Source organism: Candidatus Cloacimonadota bacterium (genome assembly GCA_016932035.1).
In the GTDB taxonomy this organism is placed as follows: domain Bacteria; phylum Cloacimonadota; class Cloacimonadia; order JGIOTU-2; family JGIOTU-2; genus Celaenobacter.
Map to the genome: position 1 here is coordinate 11206 of JAFGDR010000020.1, position 20337 is coordinate 31542.

Below are 20337 nucleotides of genomic sequence, written 5' to 3' on the forward strand. Positions count from 1 at the left end.
CACTATTTATGTAAAGCTTTGTATTTCGAACCATTTTTTAACTCGTTTTAAAAGACGATCAAAAACCGAACCTTTTCCAGGAGCAAGTGGTTCATTTTTATAATTCTTAACACCCCAATACAGCAAACCGACCGCGGTTGCATACTTGGGATTCGAAAGCGTTTCTGTATCACCATAAATACCTTTGAATGATGGATATCCGGTTTTAGTTGGAATTTCATGAAATACCTGGGAAAAGAGCTGATTTGTACTTTTTAAATTAGCAGTTCCTCCACATATAGAGATACCGGCAGTGATCATTTCAAGGTATTTGCTCTTTACTACATTGTTATATACCAGCTTCGCTATCTCCTGCATTCGCGGATTGATGATCTCAGCAATAAGTTTCTTTGTACGAAAGGTCGATGGATAACCTCCTATACCTGGGATTTCGATCTTTGAATCATCATCAACATTTTCAGGGATTGCATATCCAAAATCGATTTTTATCTTCTCGGCTTCTGCATTTGGAGTCCGAAGTCCAACAGAAAGATCCGATGTAATATTTTCTCCGCCGAAAGGAATAATGCAGGTGAATCGCAAACTGTTCTTATAATAGATCGAAACATCGGTTGTGCCACCGCCAATATCAACAAGCACTGCACCAAGCTCGACCTCATCGTCGTTGAGAACAGCCATTGCAGATGCAATCGGTTGAAGGACGACATCTTTAACGTTCAAACCGAGCAGCTGTACGCTGCGGTATATGCTGTTAAGGTAACTCATATCTGCTGTGACGAAATGAACATCAGCTTCCAGGCGGTGTCCCGTCATACCGATCGGATCGATGATACCGGTTATACTGTCGATCATAAAATATTGCGGCTCAACGTGAATGAGTTTTTGATCACTTGTCAAAGGTGCATTCTTGATGGCATCTTTTTTTACATTTTCAATTTCAGTGTCTGTTACTTCAAATTCATTGATTTCTTCTGTGTATTTACTCTTGCTGATGATATTTGCTATCCCGTGGCGTACAAAGCTGTGAATAAGTTCACCAGCCACACCGACAATGATATTTTCCGCATCAATGCCTGCCATTTTTTCAGCAGTACGCACAGCAGTATCAATGGATTCTGAAGCAGCTCTGATATTACGGATCATACCGTGTGATAATCCCTCGGATTTTGTTTCACCAATACCAGAGATTTTCAACTGATTATTTTTGTCTATCACTGCAATGATACAACAAATCTTTGTTGTACCGATATCCAATGCTGTTACTACTTGCTGTCTTGCCATTATCGTAAAATCACCAATTCATGTATTGGATCGGAGAACCTGACATCGATCTCAGAATATGTTGCCACGACATAATTTTGGTAAGCAAAAACCAGTTTCTCAAGCCGTTCATCAAAATCACGATCTCCTATGATAAATCGAACTCCTCCTTCGTTTTCAGAGATGACGACATCGTCATCATCCATATAAAACTCATTCACACATGCGAGGAATTCGGGAAATTTTGCTTTTATGATGCCGTAAACATCAATAAGCGTTTTGAAGTTTTTATCACTACATTGCTGCCCCGGTGTCAAATTATTTAAATCAATATCACAAAAGACTGGTATATTACACGTTGAAGGTGGATTGACTTTCTCAAGTAAAACACGCTCTTCATCTATAATATAGTATTCATCATTTTGTGTTTGAAGATATGCTATTGGCAAACGTTCCTGAATAATGACTTTCAACGTATTCGGAAAGATTCTGAGCAACCTGACATCCTGTATACGAGGATTTTTCAATAATGTGGTACGAACAATCTCATCATCCAGAAGATACAAATTTTCACCTTTGAAAACTGAAAGAGCAATATGAATGAGATCGGAATTTATATGAACAGTTCCGGTAACTTCACTATCCTTCATCTCAAGATATGACCATTTTGTGACACCAAATTTCAACAGGTAAGCTCCTGCTCCTGAGATACTTACGCAAAGCACAAGCATGATAAGTGCCTTTCTGATGACCGGTTCCTTTTTTCGTGTTCTATTTTCCTGCATATGAAAAATCTCCCCATAGCTTGACCTCTAATTCAAGGTCTTTATTAAATTTCTTTTTCACATCATTCTTCATTTTTTGAATAAGAAGATATACATCTTCTGCTGAAGCGTTACGCTTGTTTATTATGAAGTTCGCATGATCATTTGAAATATATGCATCCCCAATGGAAAATCCTTTTAATCCGCATTTCTCGATGAGTTCACCAGCATAATAATCTGAACCATTCTTGAATGTAGAGCCAAATGTTGGCACTTGCCATAAATTTGATGATCTTCTTCTCGACATGTACTCATCACTACGCTGCTTTACAATGTGCATATTCTCTTTTTTCACACGAAATGTGCCTTCAGTAATGATGAATTTGGAAATAGAAAGCGATGTTTTTCTGTATGAAAAATCTATATCATCTTTTACGTATTTTACTTCATTTCCTTGGTCATTCAGAACTTTTAGAGATACAAGAACTTCGGAAATATCATGGTCAAACGCTCCTGCATTCATCGCGATGAGACCTCCAACAGTACCGGGAATACCGCTCAGGAATTCAAGTCCACTGAGTCCTTCGAGAATGCATTTTTTTTGTAGATTGATACATTCTATATTTGCTACAACAGTTAATGTATTTTCATGCTGTTCAATGGAATATGGCAGATTTTTTAGGGAGAAGAACACGCCATTAAATCCCATATCAGAGATCAATACATTCGAACCATTACCGAGAATTTTGTAAGGAATGTTATTGCTGCAGATAAACTGAAAAAGAACAGAAAGTTCATCAATATTTTCTGGTTCCGCAAGATAATCTACTTCACCACCGCACTTTATGGTAGTCAGATCTTTACTGTTAACCTTTGTTTTTATGCAATTTAAGTTATTGGTTTTGATAAAGGTATCGAAAATATTAATCATGATTTTTTCATGCTCTTCTTATTCTGCTTTTCAAGAAGATCAACAAACTGCTCTGCAACTTCATAAATATTTCCTGCACCCATTGTAATGAGAAAGTCACCGCTTTTGCACATCTTCATGAGCTCTTGAGGTATGTCAGCTCTATTTTTTATAAATAATACTTGTTTATGTCCGAGTTCCTCTGCAACATCAGAAATAAGCTTACCTGTAATTCCTTCGATCGGTTCTTCGCGAGCAGGATATATTTCATTGATAATTATCACATCAGAATCCATAAGCGCTTCAGCAAATTGCCTATAGAACATCTTTGTCCTTGTATAGAGATGAGGTTGGAAGATCGCTATCACACGTCGTGCAGTGCCCTGTTTGATACTCTGTACGGTTCGTTTTACTTCAGTCGGATGATGAGCATAGTCATCATACACAAATATGTCATTAACAAAACCCTTTCTTTCGAAGCGGCGATAGACGCCTGTAAATTTCAGCAATCCATTACGAATATCTATGAAAGGAATTTCCAGCTCGAGTGCAATTGATGCTGCCAACAGCGAGTTTTGAATATTGTGCAAACCCGGCAGTGAAAGATTAATGGTTCCTAATTTTTTATTTGCATAAACAAGATCGTATTCCGATTCAAAATGTGACTGTTTGATATTCTCAGCACGAACTGATGCTCGTTTATCCAGCCCAAAAGTACAAATCCGTTTTTCGAATCTCGGCAGAATTCGCTTTACAGCAGGATCATCAATGCAGGCAATGATCAAGCCGAAGAAGGGTACAGAATTAGCAAACTGGAGGAATGCATTTTCGAGATCTGCTATAGTGGGATAGCAATCGACATGCTCTTCTTCGATGTTTGTAATAGCTGCAATTATGGGAGAAAGAGATAGGAACGACCGGTCATATTCGTCTGCTTCCACAACAATATATTGAGATTTCCCGAGAACAGCGTTACTATCAAAGTTCTTAACGACACCACCAATAACAAGTGTAGGAAGCATCTCAGCTTCGGTCAGTATCATTCCAGTCATCGAAGTTGTTGTTGTTTTACCATGTGTTCCTGCAATGCAGATACCCTTTTTCATTCTCATGAGTTCTGCCAGCATCTCTGCTCTGCGTATGACAGGGATATTCTTTTTCATTGCAGTTTTGATCTCAATATTCTCATTTGTTACTGCTGATGATTTAACGACCACATCCACATCATTTTGAACATTCACAGCTTTATGATCATACGTGATCTGAGCTCCCATCTTTTCTAATCGTTCGGTAACATGAGAGCAAAGCAGATCTGAGCCCGTAATTTTAAAGCCGTAATTTATGAGAAGCTCGGCGATGCCGCTCATGCCAATACCACCGATACCGACAAAATGTAATTTCTTTGTTTTTCCTAACATTCTATTCCTGCTGTCATTAAGATATCACTTACAATGTGCTGTGTCGCTTCCGGTTTTGCAAGTGACTTCATGGCATGTGCCATAATTTCGTATTGCTGAGTATTATTCAAGATATTCTCTATATTTGTCAAAAGAATTTCCGGTGTCAGATCCTTTTCTTCTATCATAACTGCCGCACCATTCTGCGCAAAACTTTCGGCGTTCTTCACTTGATGATCTCCAGCGGCCCAGGGGAAAGGAATTATGATGGCAGGAATCCTGAAATAAGCAACCTCTGAGAGTGAGATCGCACCAGCTCTGCATACCACAAGATCGCTCGCTGAATATACTAGATCGATATCATTGAAGAATGGTTTAATGATCATGTTCCTTTGATTGCCATATTTTTCTATGATTTTTGAATGATCTCGTTTCCCAGTCTGGAATATTATTTGATAATCCTTTTCTAATAAGCTCTCAATTATTTTAAGAACTGCATTATTGATTGGTGTTGAACCGAGACTTCCTCCATAAATGAAGAGAGTTTTACTGTCTTTAAATCCGAGTTCCGTTTGCGCTACTTTGCGAGGAGTTAGATTGAGCTGGCGTATCGGATTGCCGGTATAAAGACAATTATCATTCTTTTTCAGATAATCTATTGCAACATGATTACCCAGATATATCCGTTTTGCATAGGGTGCTATGAAACGCGTACTGAGTCCGGGATAGCTGTTTTGTTCCTGTAGGAATATTGGTATTTTTTGCAGGTGAGCGGCATAACCAGCAGTCCCGGTCACAAAGCCTCCGCATCCTACAAATAATGAAATCAAATTTTCTCTATAAATCTTTCGAGTTTCAACAATACTTTTTATCATATAATAAGGAAAGAGAAGATTTTTTAGCGTAAGATATCGATACAATTTATGAACATCAGTTGGAATGCATGTATAGCCGTTTTCGCTGACAATTTTATTTTCAATACCATCCTTCGAACCGATAAAAATGATCTCACAACTCTTAAGCTGGTCTTGTAATTCACGAGCTATTGCAATTCCCGGAAAGATATGTCCACCAGTACCGCCTGCAGCTATCGCGACCCTAAGCATACTGAAACTCTCTTTCTTCCATGCGTTCGTAACGATCACGCTTGCTGGCATTTACGATCATTGCAACTGCGATTGAATCAATCAAAAGAGCTGATCCCCCATAACTAATGAACGGCAACGTGACACCGGTTGACGGGATCAAGCTTATAGCTACAGCAACATTTACAATGATATTATATGCAATCCCAAACCCCAAACCGGCGATCAGGAAGGAGTAAAATGGATCATGCGCACGTTGTGCTAGTGTAAAACTCGCAACAAGAAGGAGTACATATAAAATCAAGATCAGAACACTTCCCGCAAAACCGTATTCCTCACCTAAGATAGAGAAAATGTAGTCAGAATGAGCAAACGGGAGGTAATACAATTTTGCCTTCCCTTCTTCAGAACCTCTTCCGGTCAGCTTGCCGTTTGAAAGTGCTATCAGGGATTCTCTCGGTTGGAAAAACGTGTCATCATTTTGCTCGATTTGAACATCTTTACCTGCTAGGAATTTTACGAATGAGACATATCGAGCTCTTCTATATCCCGGTCCGACAGAAACAAGTATAACAAGCACGACGAGAACTGTTGCGAATATCAATGCGATTGTTGTAAGTTTCACTTTCGCAACAAAAAGCAAGCTCACAAATACCAGGAACAGAATGCCGGCAGTGCTGAGATCAGGTTCGAAATAAATCAGTCCTAAGTATATCCCAAGAGCAAAGATCACAGGAAAGAAATTTTTAATAAAATATCGTGGCTCAGACCGTTCAACTCGGTCCTGATTTTTAGCCAGGAAATGAGCCATATAAAAGATAAAGATTACCTTGGCAAGATTGCTTGCCTGAAATGTGAACTTCCCAAGATTGATCCAGCGGGTTGAATAATTTACTGTTTTACCTATACCCGGAACAAAAACAACTCCGAGGAGCAACATTCCAAAGAGGAGGAAAGGAAAGGAAAAAGCCCTTAAACGCTGTAGGTGAATATGTGAGAAAAGGAAGAAAAAGAGAATCGATACAAAGATCCAGAATGTCTGAAATACGATATTCCGTGATTTGAACTGGAATGAATCAATACTACCGATGAGCAACAGTCCGATCAATATCAGAATGAGTATGATATAGATCAGAGAATCTTCCAGAAATTGTGTTTTTATCTTCATTGTAGATTTTTCACGATCTCTTTGAAGTGCCTGCCGCGTTCTTCAAAATTATTATACATATCATAACTTGCACAACCGGGAGAAAGAAGAACATATTCGCCGGATTGTGCAAGGTCATTTCCTAATCGAACTGCTTCTTCAAGATCAGCTACTTTATGTGATTTTACATTATTTTCGAATGTTTCATATATCTGTTTTTGTGTTTCTCCTAAGATTATAAGGTTTCTTACATGTTCTATCATTAAAGGAATAAGAGAGGAGAAATCTTCATGTTTATCAGAACCGCCCATTATGAGATTAATCGGTCTGTCAAAGGATGAGAGTGCCTTTTCAACTGATACGCAGTTCGTTGCTTTTGAATCATTAATAAAGATTTTTCCATCGATCTCAGCAACCCATTCAAGCCGATGCTCAAGACCGGTAAAAGTTTTCAAGGCAGCAAGTATATGCTTCGGTTTTACGTCGCATAAAAGCGCTGCAAGAGATGACACAACGGCATTACTCACATTATGTAATCCCCTTATTTGAAGCTCATTACGTGAAATTTCTATAGTATTTTTCTTAGTTTCAATATAAATTTTGTCTCCATCAAACCAGACTAAATCATTGACTTTTTCCTCAATACTATACCAATATTTTTGAGCTTCAATTCTGTTGGTTATGATCCTGCACTCCGGGTCATCAAAATTCAAGAGTGCTCGGTCTTGTCCAGTCTGATTCTCAAAAATCCTCAATTTAGAAGTTTTATAGGCATCAAGTGTATGATACCTGTTAAGATGATCCAGAGTAATATTTAGAAGAACTGCGATATCAGGTTTAAAATCCTGGATCGTATCCAGTTGAAAGCTACTTACTTCCAGAACGATATAATCATACATCCCTTTTTCAATTGGAAATGACGTGAAGGGTAATCCAATATTACCAGCAAGAAGTGCTTTTATACCGCTTTCTTTCAAAATATGATAAATAAGAGAAACCGTTGTACTCTTGCCATTTGATCCAGTTACTGCTATAATTTTTGAGGATGTTCCTTTTGTGAGTTGATAACCAAACTCCAGTTCACTCCAAACGGGAATCTGTTTCTCCCTTGCTGCTACAAGGATCGGAATATCAAGTGGTACTCCTGGGCTGACGATGATCAGTTCATTATCAAGTAATTTATTAGAATGACCGCCACATTCGTAATTGATTTGTGATAGAGTTGATAAAGCATCTTTACAGTCATCTTGTGGGCGGAATTCTGAAAGAAAAGGTATAGCACCAAGTTCTTTAAGTTTTTTTGCTGCAGCTATGCCGCTTCTGGCACAACCGATAACCGCAACTCGTTTATTCTTCCAATCCATATTATCTTAATTTTAGTGTGCCCAGACCGATTGCTGTTAAGAGCATTGTCACGATCCAAAAACGTATCACGATCTGGTTTTCCGACCAGCCCTTTAACTCATAATGATGATGAAGGGGTGCACAGAGCAGAATACGCTTTCCTTCTCCATATTTGATGCGGGTATGTTTAAAATAATATCGCTGAATGAGTGATGAGAGTGCTTCGACAACAAATACCAGACTGATCATAATAAAGAATATTTCTTCTTTGAGAAGAATGGCTAGTACTGCCAGGATCCCTCCCATCGAGAGGGCTCCCGTGTCTCCCATAAATACTTGGGCAGGTTTAATATTATACCATAAAAATCCGAGCATTGCCCCGACAATCGCTGTTGTAAATACTGTCAATTCACCAGCTTCGCTGATAAACTCAAGTTTTAGATAATCCGCAATAACAATATGACCTTTTACATAGGACATTACACCAAGACCAAAAGCAACAAGTGCAATCGTGCCTGCTGCTAAACCATCAAGACCATCTGTGAGATTGACAGCGTTGGAATAAAACGTAATAAATAATGCAACAAAGGGAATGAACAATACACCTAACGAGAATGACGTATCCTTTAAAAATGGAATATTAATAAAGGTTATAGAGTTACTTTGCTGATAGCCAAAATAAAGTGTCACAGCTATCAATATTCCAAGAATGAGCTGTCCGGCTATCTTGTATTTTTCAACAAGCCCCTGCTCCATATGACGGACATTCTTGAGATAATCATCGAGAAATCCAAGTGCACCGAGCCAGAGGGTTACAAGAAGCGCTATGAGAATGTATGGATTTGTAAGATTGTTCCAAAGTAAACTCGAAACAATCAAGCCAAGTCCAATAATAATACCCCCCATCGTAGGAGTACCTTTCTTCTTCTTATGCGTTTCCGGCAGGAGGGTGTTAATGTTTTCCGTAACCTGGTGTTTGCGTAACGATTTAATGATCTTCGGACCAAAAATAAAGCAGATGATAAGAGCTGTGATGAACGCACCGATCGCACGGAAGGTGATGTACTGAAAAACATTAAAAATGATGTGCACTCTTACGAGTGGGTATAAAATATGATAAAACATTACATTGCCAGCCTTTCTACAATTTTTTCCAATGCAATTCCTCTCGATGCTTTAACCAATATTGCAACATCGTCTGGAAACATATCATCAGAGAAACGGTCTATAAATCTCTCTGCAGATGGATAATGTATGATAAATTGATAAAATTTCGCCATATCTCCTATAGAAATCGATCTTCTCAGGTTCATCTCCCGTACGAGAATTCCGATATCTTCGTGATATTGCTTACTTTTCTCACCAAGTTCAAGCATATCACCGAGTATAACTATTTTTTCTTTCTGTGGAAGTGACTGTAAATATTCAAGCGCTGATATCATCGAAAGAGGATTTGCATTATAACAGTCTGCAATAATTGTCCAGTTCCTTTTAGGATTAGTACGAATTTCCATACGTAATCCAACATCAGGATTGATTGCAAGCCCTTTTTGGATTTCCATTCTTGACAGTCCAAATTGCCGACCGATAATGATTGCCGGTATCGCATTCAAAACATTATGATACACATCATTGAAGATATAATATTTATCTTCATTCACAAGAAAAGAGTATTTGTGGTCGACACGGATTATATCCTTTACAACAAGATCATTATTGTTGTCAAATCCGAATGAGAAGTAGTTTTCTTTTCCTTTGCAACTTTCAAGATATTGTATATTCCCGTTGAAGATCTTTGTCGTATTCTCAGATGAATATTTGAAAATATCATTCTTCTCTTTGAATACGCCTTCGAGATTTTCAAGGAATTCAAGATGGGATGGACCGATATTCGTAATGATCGCATAGTCGGGCTGCACCATCTCAGTCATAGCTCGTATTTCTCCAAAATGATTCGTGCCAAGCTCGAGAACAGCTATATCATGTGAATCATCTATATCAAAAATAGTTATAGGCAATCCAATAATAGTATTGAAATTCCCTTTGCTTCGGTGAACTGTATACCTTTGTGAAAGCACATTCGCAATAAACTCTTTGCTGATGGTCTTCCCTACCGAACCGGTTAATGCAATCTTGGGAATATTAAAAAGGTCGAGATAATACTTCCCGAGTGCATCCAGTGCTCTGACCGTATCATCAACAAATATTAGTCTCGAATGATCTTTAGTACCTGTTGGTTGATGGTTAACTACTGCAAATGAAGCTCCGTTTCGGAGAGCATCCTGCACAAAATCGTGTCCATCGACTGTCTCACCCGGTATGGCAAAGTAAAGGATATTCTTATCGTTTTGCAGTTTACATTCCCGAGAGTCGTAAAGTACACAGTTGATTTCTACATCTTCAGGTACATCCGCTGTCGCATTGATCGCTTTGATTATCTGTTTGAGTTTCAATGTTTTCATAAAAGACCTTCAAGGTTCATATTCATCTAATGCGTCAAGTTTGGATTCTGATTATTTTGCGTGAAAACCTGGAAACCGGCTTGAAGGATAAGTGCAGAACCTTCCAGCATGGTCACGCCTGGTTTTGGAAACTGATCGATGACGAGATCTCCCTCTCCAAAACTGGTAAAATCGATATTATGCTCTACCAGTATCTGGCTTGCTTCTTTCACTGTTTTGCCAATACAATCAGGCACAAGAACATAGTCCCGGTTTGCTTCGTTTGCAATGTATAAAATATCATTATGAGGAAGGACTGTCATTTCTTCCAATATCGTTCTGAATGTTGGTACAGCAGAAATACTTCCATACCGGTGGTCATAGTCAGGTTCATCATAGATGATAACCATTACAACCTGCGGATCTTCGACCGGGAAAAAGCCAGCAAAACTTGTCACATAGCCTTCTTCCATATATCCCCCTTCTGGATCGAGTTTTTCGCCGGTTCCTGTTTTTCCTGCAATCGAAATATATCCAAGTTTCGTTCCAATCCCGAATCCTTCATCAACGACCATCTTGAGATATGCTCGTAATGTATCGAGTGCACACTGGTTTGAAACTTGTCTGACAATCGTTGGTCTGGGCTCGAAAAGTATTTTATCCTCAGCATCCTCGATTCTATAAATGATCTGAGGTTGGAGCATTTTTCCACCATTGGCTATTGCAGCATACGCATAGGCAAGCTGTAGCGCAGTGATTGTAAGTTCCTGCCCAAATGATAGAGAATGCAACGAATATTTTGACCATTTGCTCGGATGTCGAACCACACCAGCGCTCTCTCCATTGAGAATAATGCCGGATTTATGTCCAAATCCTAATTCGGTGAGCGTTTTATAGAGTTTAAAGGGTTCAATGTTATCTGCTATTCGAGTTATTCCGCAGTTACTGGATCTGGCAAGTACATGTTTAAATGGAAGATATTCAAGAGGTTTGACGTCAAAAATAGTCCTGTTACCGATCTTTCGAGTTCTGCAGTCGATGAGATCATTTGCATGATAGATGTCATCTTCAATTGCAATGAGTGTAGTAACTGGCTTCATTGTTGAACCCGGTTCATACTGCCAATTAATCGGATAGATGGGAAATGTGTGGCTGGCTCGAACCGAGCAATCGAGATATTCCCTATTGAATCCTCTCATTGCATAGATCTCACCTGTATGTGGTGAAACAATAATTCCAATTGCTCCTTTTGCGTCGTATTCTTCAATACCAAGTTTGAGATTTTTTTCAAGAATTGCCTGCAAATGAGCATCGATGGTAAGATAGATCGATTTACCGGCAGTTGGAGTCTGAAGGGGCATATCATCAAAGTGGTAGTCGTCACCTGTGCCGTATTGAATGACCTCTGACCAACCGTCTTCTCCGGTTAGTTCATTGTTTGAAACGAGTTCAATACCACAAAGAGCCCGATCATTATCATACTCATAAAACCCGATGAGCGGACCTGCAAGATTACCTTTGGGATACACCCTTTCAGACTTTTGTTTATATTCGATCACCCCATATATTCCCTGACCTTTTAAAGCAAGGAGTATTTTATCTTTTTGCGCGGCATCGATCTGTCTTACCAATTCAAATCCGTAAGGAAATTTTTCCTCAAATGTCGCAATCCTCTCCTGTAACTCCTGATATGTTTTATCCGTATGAAGTGATACAATATTTGTTATCTCATCATACACGATTTTTCTATCCTGGATAGAGAGTGAATCCTTTTTGTCCCAATGTATCAATTTCGGGCAGAATTCAAGCTTATATAACTTCTTATTCCCTGCTAATGCGATTCCGTGTCTGTCAAAAATAAAACCGCGTTCTGCTGGAATGATGTTCTTCTTATTTTTGTAGCGTTGATAATTGTTGTAGAAACCGTATACATCCAAAATCTGAATGCTAAAAAGCCGAATAATAAAAACGAGAAAAACAAGGATGAAAATAACTTTTATTGATGTTATCCTGCCCTTATTTTCCTGCATGGGATTGTATATGAGCTATTTGTCGGAAGCGACTGCTTCCGGTGATATGAAATTCAATAAAGAGTAATTTACCTGGTCTGATGATACCTGGTTTCGTTTAACGCTGAGGATTTGTGTTGGTTCAGGAAAATGCATGTCAAGTGTTCGGGCTGCAATTTCGATGATACGTGTATCAAGGGAGAGCTGGCTTATATCATTTCTCAGGTCGGTAATAATATCCTGATAATCCTGTATTCTTTGCTCGAGCACGAGGAGTTCTCGCTGTTTTTCGAGAAATATCGATCGGAGTAGACTGGAGATCACGATAAAACAGAAGAAGGATATAAAAAGGATAAAAAGTATGGAAGGTTTTTTATTCATCAGCACCTCTCTGCCACACGGAGTTTTGCACTTCGTGCACGTGAATTTTCCTCTATCTCTTCAACGGTAGGAATAGCAGGTTTTTTTGTAATGACCTTCAACCTGACCTCTTTTTCGCAAACACAACGGGGCAGATATGCAGGACAAATACATTCGAGATTCTCATACTTAAAAAACTGCTTCACAATACGATCTTCAAGAGAATGATAAGATATTACTGCGATCCTACTGCCGGTTTTAAGCACTTCAACTGACGATTTCAATGCCTTTTCAAGGACTTCGAGTTCTTTATTCACCTCGATCCTCAGCGCCTGAAAGATCCGGGACAACGTTTTGAATGCTTTATCTTTGGGGATAACCTTTTCTATGATGACTCTCAGTTCTTGAGTGGTTTTGATCTGTCCTTCTGTTCGTGCAAGAAGAATTGCATTACAGATCCGTTTCCAGAACCTGTCTTCGCTGTAGTCATGGAGAACCTGTTCAAGTTTATCCCTCGGATAGGAATTCACGATATCAAAAGCAGTAAGATTGCCATTATTGCGATTCATGCGCATATCGAGCGCATCATTCTTTGTGTAGCTGAAACCCCGTTCCTGGTCAACCTGGAACGATGAAAATCCCAGATCGAAGAAAATGCCATCGATCTTATTGATCCTGTTAAGAGCCAATGCTGATGAGAGATATGAGAAATTCTTTTGAACGAAGGTTATGCGGTCAGCATATTTTGACAGCCGTTCCTGTGCAAATTCTATCGCATCCTTATCCTGATCGAATGCAATCACACGAATATCCTGTTCCTTTTCGAACATAGCTTCTGTATGACCGCCGCCGCCAATAGTGGCATCGACATAGATTCCTCCTTTTTTTATGTTGAGGAATCCTATTGAGCGTTCTTTCAGAACAGGAATGTGAAAGGTTTTCATTGAATATACTGTGGTATTTGATAATGATGAAGACTCAGTCCGAGATACTTTTCGTTATGAGTACAATTATCTTCGTCCCAAATTGAGAAATAACGATTACCGCAGTGCAGTAAAATGTGATCATTCACTTCTTCGATATCCACAATATCTTTGGGATGCATCAGATGAGGAAGCGTTTCGACTGAGAGCAACGATGAATACATCTTAAATTTTTCCAGCAGTTCTTTTTCTTCTTCAGAGCCGTTTTTCAATTTTTCAACATCAATGTAATGAGCGATATTCCCTTCCACATCATAGGAAAAAAGACCAAATTCCATATCCCTTGGCACATCATCAAAATTGTCGATCTTATAAGGTCCTTCTGGTAGTTTGACACCTTTGATCTTCTTGAATTGCATGATCTGTCCGATGGATACTTTCATGGTACCTCCTGGGCATTTACAAGAGAAATTCATTCTCTTCGAGTTTTTCATCGTATTGCTGAGCAATCTCTTCTTCGTAATTTTGGAAATTCTCAGGATTCCAGATTGAAAAGAATTTTCCTTCGCCCAAAAAAACGATCTTATTGTCTATCTCAGCGATTTCCAATAACTTCTTTGGGATGAGAATGCGTCCCGGACCCTCGATCTTCAAAACCGATGCATACACACGAAACATTTTCAGGAGCTGTTTTTCTCTTTCCGTTCCCTGCTCGAGCTCTTCTTCCAGTTTCTTCCACACATCCATCGGATATATTGAGATAGTTTTGTTCCTACCGCGAACAGCCACGACCAGCATGCGTGAAGAGAGTGCTATAAGACTCCTGAATGATTGGGGAATACTCACCCGTCTATTGGTCATCGAACCTTCGAACGAACCGAGAAACGTACCGGACACGAAACCTCCCGATGCCATGATTTGACTTTTTTTGAATATTTATGACATCCGATGCCAATATGGGATTTTTTTTGAAGGTCTGTCAATTATTTTTTGAATTTAATAATATATTTATTAAATAAGCTGAAAAATTTGATTTTTGGATAGTATTTTTAGAATAAAATTACAAAATAAAGGCTTACTTAGGTTAGAAAATTAAATTGAATCTTCCCACCCACAATCGTCATATATGGTTTCGCTTCTAACCAGAATTCATTCGGTTCATGCTCGAAATCATCAATCACAATGAGATCAGCTTTCTTGCTGGGAGTAACTGATCCAATTACATTTTCACTTCTTGTGCCCTTTGCTGCATTTATTGTATATGCTTTAATCGCTTCTTCAACTGATATTTTTTGTTCAGGAATCCAGCTCTTTTCTTTAGGATCGCAACGATATTTTCTTTCGAGAGCAGAATAAATTCCTCTAAATGGGTTATGCGTTTCCACCGGCACATCAGAACCGAACCCGAGAATAGCACCGTAATCGAGTAAACTTCTGAAAACATATGAATTCTTTCCAAATTCACCCCATAACCTGTCAGTTGTTTTCACATCGATGCTAATATGAATTGGCTGCATCGAGCAATAAATATCTTCATCAGCAACACGTTTTTGGTCTTCCGGCAAGCAGCACTGCAAATGCTCAATACGATAGAGAAGATTTTGGGATTGAATCTCAGGGATATTCTTTACTTTGATCATTGTATCTATTAAGATACCATTCGCTTTATCACCTATCGCATGAACGGTCGGTGAGATACCGTGTTTAGCTGCACGAAATACAAGTTCGAAAAGTTCATCTTGCGAGTACATGCTGGTACCAAAATTATCGGGCTGCCCAATGTATGAATGGAACATGTATGCAGTATGAGAACCAATCGAGCCGTCCATAAAGAGTTTGAGTCCACCGATTTTCAGCCACTCATCACCTGTATAGGATTGCACTCCATTTTCGATCATTTCATCGAGGAGTTCTCTTCGGAAGTGCCAGCATGTTCGAAGTTTAAGCTCGCTATTATGATGGAAATATTTGAATAACTCATAAGCATCCTTCCCTTCCATACTATTAATGCCAGTCAGTCCTAATTTGTGCGCTTCATTGATAGCATCTTTTACTAGTGTTACCTGCTCATCGAATGTTGGATTTGGTTGAACTTCATCAATGAATTTCCATGCCTTTTCATAAAGAAATCCGTTGAGTGATCCTTCAGCATTTCTTCCAAAACTACCCTCTGGAGGATCTGGAGTATTTGATGTGATATTCATTCTTTCGAGGGCTTTTGTATTGCACAAAAAAGAATGCAGGTCTTTGCTCGAGAGTGAAACCGGTATATCCGGTATGATTGTATCCAAAAATTTCTTATTAAAGAATGAAGTATCATCCCATAAATTCTTATCCCAACCTATACCGAGAATCCAATCTGTTTTATCTGGATATTGTTTTCTAAAAAGCTGCAATCTCATGGTCATTTCTTCAGGTGAATCAACTCCTGTAAGATCGATAGATCTTTTAGAAAAGGCATAATTCACAAAATGCGTATGACAATCGATGAATCCAGGAAGTATTACTTTTCCTTTGAGATCGATTTTTAGAGTATCATCAAAAAGTGTTTCGTTAAATCTGTCTTTTCTACCGACAAACTGAATCGTGTCATTGACAATATACACTGTATCTGCAATTGGAATATTCTTATCTTGTGTAAGTACTTTTGAGTTGTTGAGTAATATTTTCATAGGGTGGAGTTTTAAATGAGTCAGGAAATCGTCAATTTTTTAAATGTAATCAATAAAATTTTGATATTCTTCAGAGAAAATTTGCTTTAATCTGTCTTCCAACTGGTTGACTAGTGTTATCAGCATTCTGAAAAAAATGGAGCGGGTTACGAGATTCGAACTCGCGACTCTTAGCTTGGGAAGCTAACACTCTACCACTGAGTTAAACCCGCTCTACTTTATATCTATATAATAAAAATCAAGGTTCTTGCTTGTGTATAGTAACAAATATGAGCCAAAACTAACACAATCTTATTCCTCATTCACCACACCCACAAATCCAACGATCCTTTCATGTTCATCCTTCAAATAATTCCACTTTAAAGAAATTGGTTTCGTTTCTTCACTCTTCTTTATAAGTTTACCTTTCCACGAAGATGGAGCAGGCTTTGTATGAAGAATATCAGCAAAATAGCTCACGATGCTGCTTGAATCTTTAGTGTCAGATATAAATAATTTTGCAATGCTCATTTTCATTAACTCATCGATTGAATATCCTGATAATGTAGCACTGTAATCATTCCCATAACTGATCTTCCCTGCTTTGTCAAATTCCAAAACAGCAGCGGAAAGATGCTTGAGTAATTCACTCCCCTTATCTTTTACTTCTTTATACTTTTTTTCTCCCGGATCTTTTGGTGTCAAATCGGTCATAGTATCCATAATCTGTTTGGGCTTTCCATCTTCATCATGAATGACCGAAGCTCTAAAATCGACAGGGACTATCGTGCTGTCCTTTTTTATCAAATGAATTATCAAATGAATAATTTCAGTATCCTTTTCTACCATGCTTCTCATGTTTCTCAGGAGGAAGTCTCTATCATCTGGTGCCACGAGTTCAAGTCCTGTTTTGCCCACAATTTCTTTCGGATCTTTATATCCTAACAGGTCAGCTTTATACTTATTACAAAAGATTATTTTTCCCTCAAGATCAAGAATAGAAAATCCATTCTGAGCTGTTTCAACAAGCGTTTTGTAGAGTTCTTCTTTAAGTCTTAACTCTTTTTCTCTCAATTGGGATTCAGTTATATCGATTGAATTTCCCACACTGCCAATCTGGTTGCCCTGAGCATCCTGCATTAGCGCAGATGAAATGTAGCTGATAAACTCCTCTCCATTCTTCCTTTTATTCTTCACAATGCCATAGAATGTTCCGTTTTTTTGCAGCATCTTACCAACCCGTGCACACTCCTCTCCATCTGAATAAAGGACATTAATATGTTTACCAACTACTTCTTTTTTCTGGTACCCAAAATTCTTCTCAGCAGCACTATTGAATTCAACGATTCTTCTTTCAGTGTCGACTGAAATAAACATGGTAAGAGAACTTTCTATAAGATTGCGCACATATTCGTGCATCTCCTGTAGCTTTGCTTCACCCTGCTTTCTCAGAGTAATATCCTTAACCGATCCAAGTACACGTACAATCTCTCCTGAGGTGTCCACTAAGCATACACCACTGATTTCAGCATAAATATATCCTTTATGACGGGTTTCAATTCTGCATTCAAATTGAAAACGCTTACTTGTCTTTAAAGCTTTTCCTATGGTGCTCAATACATTATCCTTATCTTCAGGATGAAGAAACTGATTTACATTCTCAAACGTAAGAAAGTTAATAAGCTCATCTTGTTCGTATCCAAACATTTCTTCAACCGCGCCTACCAACTCGATGGTTTGATTCAAATAATCAGCATCAAATACAACATGACCTGTTTGTTCAACAGCAATACTGTATCGTTCCTCGCTTTCTTCGAGAGCATGTTGAGTATGCTTTCTCTCAGTGATATCTCTGCATATAATTCTCAGCTCGCAAGGGTGTCCGTTTCCATCAAATATTAGCTGGGTACGCTCATGAACAAAGAGGACAGTTCCATCTTTGCGAACCTTTCTGAACTCTAATTCACTGAATTCCTCCTGATTCTTGAAAATCTCCGAAACCTGCTTTTTTACTTCTTTCAGGTCATCTTCATGAACAACTTTCCAGACAGTTTTATCAATCAATTCTTCCTTCGTATATCCAAGATATTCAGCGCCGAATTGATTGACGTCTTTAACAATTCCTTCCGGGGAAACCGAAAAATACATATCAGGAGCATTATCATACAAGTCTTGATATTTTTGTTCCGTTCTTTCAAGTTCCTGCTCAACCAATTGTCGGGCTAACTTTTCCTTTTCAACTCTTCGTTCGAGAATTTTTGTGGAGTGCAATTCATTAACAATCTTAAGAAGTTGATCATAGTTGAGAGGTTTGGGCAAAAAGCGTTCGACACCAATCTTAATTGCTTCAAGCAGATTCTCTTTCTTATCAAACGCAGATAATACAATGATTACTGTTGAAGGATCTATCGCTTTGATCCTTCTTGCCATCATAAGCCCATCCATCTTGGGCATACTGATATCCGCAATAACAACATCTGGACGATATTTCTCAAAAAGCTTTATACCTTCTAAACCATCCTGAGCTGTATAAACCTTCTTCACCCTTTTCTCAAGGATCATACTTACAGAATTGAGAATAAGTACTTCATCCTCTACGTACAAGATCGTAATATCTAATGTACTCATAATGAACCTATCTGACCATTAACCTGCTATATATATTTTATGCTATAAAAATGCTTTTTTAAAAAAAACATCAGGTTAACCTTGTCAACATTATTGGAACAAATATATAAAAATTTTTAATAATTTTTAATAATGTCTCAAATTTTTCCACATTTTTAATCTTGACGATGAAAGTGGGAAATTGTTTTTATACTCCATCAATTTCTGTTGATAATTTCAAGCCTGTTAAGAAATTTTTTAACTCATAAAAATTCAGAAATTATGAATAACCATAGAATAAGAAGTATCGATATGCTGCGTGGTATAGCCATCATACTCATGGCTTTAGACCATGTTCGGATTTATTTCGGCTATGGTACGTTCTTTGCCATACCCGTCAATGCACCTAACCTGGCCCCATTACTGTTCTTTACTCGATGGATCACTCAGTTTTGTGCACCGATTTTCATCTTTCTTTCGGGAGTTTCTGCTTATTTGTTTGGAATTCATCGTAAAAATAAGAAAAAGCTCTCATTCTTTCTCTTAACGAGAGGTCTCTTTTTGGTGATTCTTGAACTTACGATCGTAAATTTTGGTTGGACGTTTGATATAACATTAGGTTTTCATATCCTTCAGGTCATCTGGGTAATCGGCTTAAGTATGGTATTTATGTCCCTGATTATTTTCTTACCACAAAAATTCATTGCTCTTATAGGTCTTGTTCTCATTCTTGGTCATAATCTTCTTGATCAAATTCATCTTACTGGAAATTCATTAATTGATATGATCTGGTACGTTCTGCATCAACCGAAATTGGTATTATTAAACAAAAATTCTGCAATTGACTTCGTCTACTCTCTTATTCCCTGGCTCGGTTTGATGGCAGTTGGTTATGTGTGTGGATCATTATATGTAAAATATTATAATGCCTCGGAAAGGAGAAGATACTTTCTGTACGCTGGTCTCGGATGTATACTCTTATTTCTCATCCTAAGAGTTTTAAATATGTATGGTGATCCAAATTTTTGGCATCCTCAACAGAATTTTATTCAAACACTTATGGCAATTCTTAACACAACGAAATATCCCCCATCATTACAATATATACTTATGACGATTGGACCTTCACTGATAGTACTTTCATGTATTGATTTTGTGAAAAATAAGATATCACATTTTTTTTCAATGTTCGGTCGAGTACCCCTTTTCTTTTATGTCATTCATCTATACTTGATTCACCTTTTAGCCATTCTCTTTATGATCGCTTTAGGACGGAATTGGCAAAAATATATTTTCACTGTTAGCTCATTCACGACAAGATCGAGTGCACATACAGGTTTCAATTTGATCATAGTGTATGTGGTATGGGTATTCGTTCTTGCACTCATGTATCCTTTGTGTTTATGGTATAATACGTTTAAAAATAAGCACAAAAGTTC

At 38.2% G+C, this 20337-nt stretch carries 17 protein-coding genes and 1 tRNA gene; 1 reads left to right on the forward strand and 17 read right to left on the reverse strand.

What is annotated here, in order from left to right; translation table 11 throughout:
- Nucleotides 1-6: 6 nt before the first annotated feature.
- The 17 genes from ftsA to JW794_02955 form a co-directional block, all read right to left on the reverse strand.
- A complete protein-coding gene (ftsA, locus tag JW794_02875; GenBank protein ID MBN2017067.1) occupies nucleotides 7-1281 on the reverse strand; it encodes a cell division protein FtsA in 1275 nt (424 codons plus the stop codon).
- Nucleotides 1281-2045 carry an FtsQ-type POTRA domain-containing protein gene (locus JW794_02880; protein MBN2017068.1) on the reverse strand — a complete coding sequence of 255 codons (765 nt, stop codon included), beginning with the start codon at nucleotides 2043-2045 and terminating at the stop codon, nucleotides 1281-1283. Before JW794_02880 ends, ftsA begins: the two co-directional genes overlap by 1 nt.
- Nucleotides 2032-2955 carry a UDP-N-acetylmuramate dehydrogenase gene (gene murB, locus JW794_02885; protein ID MBN2017069.1) on the reverse strand — a complete coding sequence of 308 codons (924 nt, stop codon included), beginning with the start codon at nucleotides 2953-2955 and terminating at the stop codon, nucleotides 2032-2034. Before murB ends, JW794_02880 begins: the two co-directional genes overlap by 14 nt.
- A complete protein-coding gene (locus tag JW794_02890) occupies nucleotides 2952-4352 on the reverse strand; it encodes a UDP-N-acetylmuramate--L-alanine ligase (GenBank protein MBN2017070.1) in 1401 nt (466 codons plus the stop codon). The genes murB and JW794_02890 overlap by 4 nt, the downstream gene beginning before the upstream one ends.
- The gene (gene murG, locus JW794_02895; GenBank protein MBN2017071.1) at nucleotides 4346-5437 is read right to left on the reverse strand and encodes an undecaprenyldiphospho-muramoylpentapeptide beta-N-acetylglucosaminyltransferase; all 1092 of its coding nucleotides are present in this window, start codon (nucleotides 5435-5437) and stop codon (nucleotides 4346-4348) included. Before murG ends, JW794_02890 begins: the two co-directional genes overlap by 7 nt.
- A complete protein-coding gene (locus tag JW794_02900) occupies nucleotides 5430-6584 on the reverse strand; it encodes an FtsW/RodA/SpoVE family cell cycle protein (protein MBN2017072.1) in 1155 nt (384 codons plus the stop codon). Before JW794_02900 ends, murG begins: the two co-directional genes overlap by 8 nt.
- Nucleotides 6581-7927: a UDP-N-acetylmuramoyl-L-alanine--D-glutamate ligase gene (murD, locus tag JW794_02905; GenBank protein MBN2017073.1), complete on the reverse strand. Its 1347-nt coding sequence runs from the start codon at nucleotides 7925-7927 to the stop codon at nucleotides 6581-6583. The genes JW794_02900 and murD overlap by 4 nt, the downstream gene beginning before the upstream one ends.
- Nucleotide 7928: 1 nt before the next feature.
- Nucleotides 7929-9032: a phospho-N-acetylmuramoyl-pentapeptide-transferase gene (locus tag JW794_02910; protein ID MBN2017074.1), complete on the reverse strand. Its 1104-nt coding sequence runs from the start codon at nucleotides 9030-9032 to the stop codon at nucleotides 7929-7931.
- Nucleotides 9032-10369, reverse strand: a complete 1338-nt coding sequence (gene murF, locus JW794_02915) for a UDP-N-acetylmuramoyl-tripeptide--D-alanyl-D-alanine ligase (protein ID MBN2017075.1) — start codon at nucleotides 10367-10369, stop codon at nucleotides 9032-9034. Before murF ends, JW794_02910 begins: the two co-directional genes overlap by 1 nt.
- A 26-nt stretch (nucleotides 10370-10395) precedes the next feature.
- Nucleotides 10396-12378 (reverse strand): PASTA domain-containing protein, encoded by a 1983-nt coding sequence (locus JW794_02920; protein ID MBN2017076.1) that lies wholly within the window; start codon nucleotides 12376-12378, stop codon nucleotides 10396-10398.
- A gap of 15 nt (nucleotides 12379-12393) precedes the next feature.
- Nucleotides 12394-12738: a hypothetical protein gene (locus tag JW794_02925; GenBank protein ID MBN2017077.1), complete on the reverse strand. Its 345-nt coding sequence runs from the start codon at nucleotides 12736-12738 to the stop codon at nucleotides 12394-12396.
- A complete protein-coding gene (gene rsmH, locus JW794_02930; GenBank protein MBN2017078.1) occupies nucleotides 12738-13661 on the reverse strand; it encodes a 16S rRNA (cytosine(1402)-N(4))-methyltransferase RsmH in 924 nt (307 codons plus the stop codon). The genes JW794_02925 and rsmH overlap by 1 nt, the downstream gene beginning before the upstream one ends.
- The gene (locus JW794_02935) at nucleotides 13658-14083 is read right to left on the reverse strand and encodes a hypothetical protein (protein MBN2017079.1); all 426 of its coding nucleotides are present in this window, start codon (nucleotides 14081-14083) and stop codon (nucleotides 13658-13660) included. The genes rsmH and JW794_02935 overlap by 4 nt, the downstream gene beginning before the upstream one ends.
- Before the next feature lie 16 nt (nucleotides 14084-14099).
- Nucleotides 14100-14537 carry a hypothetical protein gene (locus JW794_02940; protein MBN2017080.1) on the reverse strand — a complete coding sequence of 146 codons (438 nt, stop codon included), beginning with the start codon at nucleotides 14535-14537 and terminating at the stop codon, nucleotides 14100-14102.
- Between the two features lie 182 nt (nucleotides 14538-14719).
- Nucleotides 14720-16312: an amidohydrolase gene (locus tag JW794_02945; GenBank protein MBN2017081.1), complete on the reverse strand. Its 1593-nt coding sequence runs from the start codon at nucleotides 16310-16312 to the stop codon at nucleotides 14720-14722.
- Nucleotides 16313-16449: 137 nt separating this feature from the next.
- A tRNA-Gly gene (locus JW794_02950) sits at nucleotides 16450-16524 on the reverse strand.
- Between the two features lie 79 nt (nucleotides 16525-16603).
- Nucleotides 16604-18919 (reverse strand): PAS domain S-box protein, encoded by a 2316-nt coding sequence (locus tag JW794_02955; GenBank protein ID MBN2017082.1) that lies wholly within the window; start codon nucleotides 18917-18919, stop codon nucleotides 16604-16606.
- A 261-nt stretch (nucleotides 18920-19180) separates the two neighbouring features.
- On the opposite strand from JW794_02955, the gene JW794_02960 reads away from it, so the two are divergent.
- On the forward strand, nucleotides 19181-20337 hold a 1157-nt coding region (locus tag JW794_02960), incomplete at its 3' end, for a DUF1624 domain-containing protein (GenBank protein MBN2017083.1).

What these genes read in the sequence shown, in the direction of transcription:
- ftsA (MBN2017067.1), bottom strand. Translation starts at nt 1,281, where the DNA reads ATGGCAAGACAGCAAGTAGTAACAGCATTGGATATCGGTACAACAAAG.
- JW794_02880 (MBN2017068.1), bottom strand. Translation starts at nt 2,045, where the DNA reads ATGCAGGAAAATAGAACACGAAAAAAGGAACCGGTCATCAGAAAGGCA.
- murB (MBN2017069.1), bottom strand. Translation starts at nt 2,955, where the DNA reads ATGATTAATATTTTCGATACCTTTATCAAAACCAATAACTTAAATTGC.
- JW794_02890 (MBN2017070.1), bottom strand. Translation starts at nt 4,352, where the DNA reads ATGTTAGGAAAAACAAAGAAATTACATTTTGTCGGTATCGGTGGTATT.
- murG (MBN2017071.1), bottom strand. Translation starts at nt 5,437, where the DNA reads ATGCTTAGGGTCGCGATAGCTGCAGGCGGTACTGGTGGACATATCTTT.
- JW794_02900 (MBN2017072.1), bottom strand. Translation starts at nt 6,584, where the DNA reads ATGAAGATAAAAACACAATTTCTGGAAGATTCTCTGATCTATATCATA.
- murD (MBN2017073.1), bottom strand. Translation starts at nt 7,927, where the DNA reads ATGGATTGGAAGAATAAACGAGTTGCGGTTATCGGTTGTGCCAGAAGC.
- JW794_02910 (MBN2017074.1), bottom strand. Translation starts at nt 9,032, where the DNA reads ATGTTTTATCATATTTTATACCCACTCGTAAGAGTGCACATCATTTTT.
- murF (MBN2017075.1), bottom strand. Translation starts at nt 10,369, where the DNA reads ATGAAAACATTGAAACTCAAACAGATAATCAAAGCGATCAATGCGACA.
- JW794_02920 (MBN2017076.1), bottom strand. Translation starts at nt 12,378, where the DNA reads ATGCAGGAAAATAAGGGCAGGATAACATCAATAAAAGTTATTTTCATC.
- JW794_02925 (MBN2017077.1), bottom strand. Translation starts at nt 12,738, where the DNA reads ATGAATAAAAAACCTTCCATACTTTTTATCCTTTTTATATCCTTCTTC.
- rsmH (MBN2017078.1), bottom strand. Translation starts at nt 13,661, where the DNA reads ATGAAAACCTTTCACATTCCTGTTCTGAAAGAACGCTCAATAGGATTC.
- JW794_02935 (MBN2017079.1), bottom strand. Translation starts at nt 14,083, where the DNA reads ATGAAAGTATCCATCGGACAGATCATGCAATTCAAGAAGATCAAAGGT.
- JW794_02945 (MBN2017081.1), bottom strand. Translation starts at nt 16,312, where the DNA reads ATGAAAATATTACTCAACAACTCAAAAGTACTTACACAAGATAAGAAT.
- JW794_02955 (MBN2017082.1), bottom strand. Translation starts at nt 18,919, where the DNA reads ATGAGTACATTAGATATTACGATCTTGTACGTAGAGGATGAAGTACTT.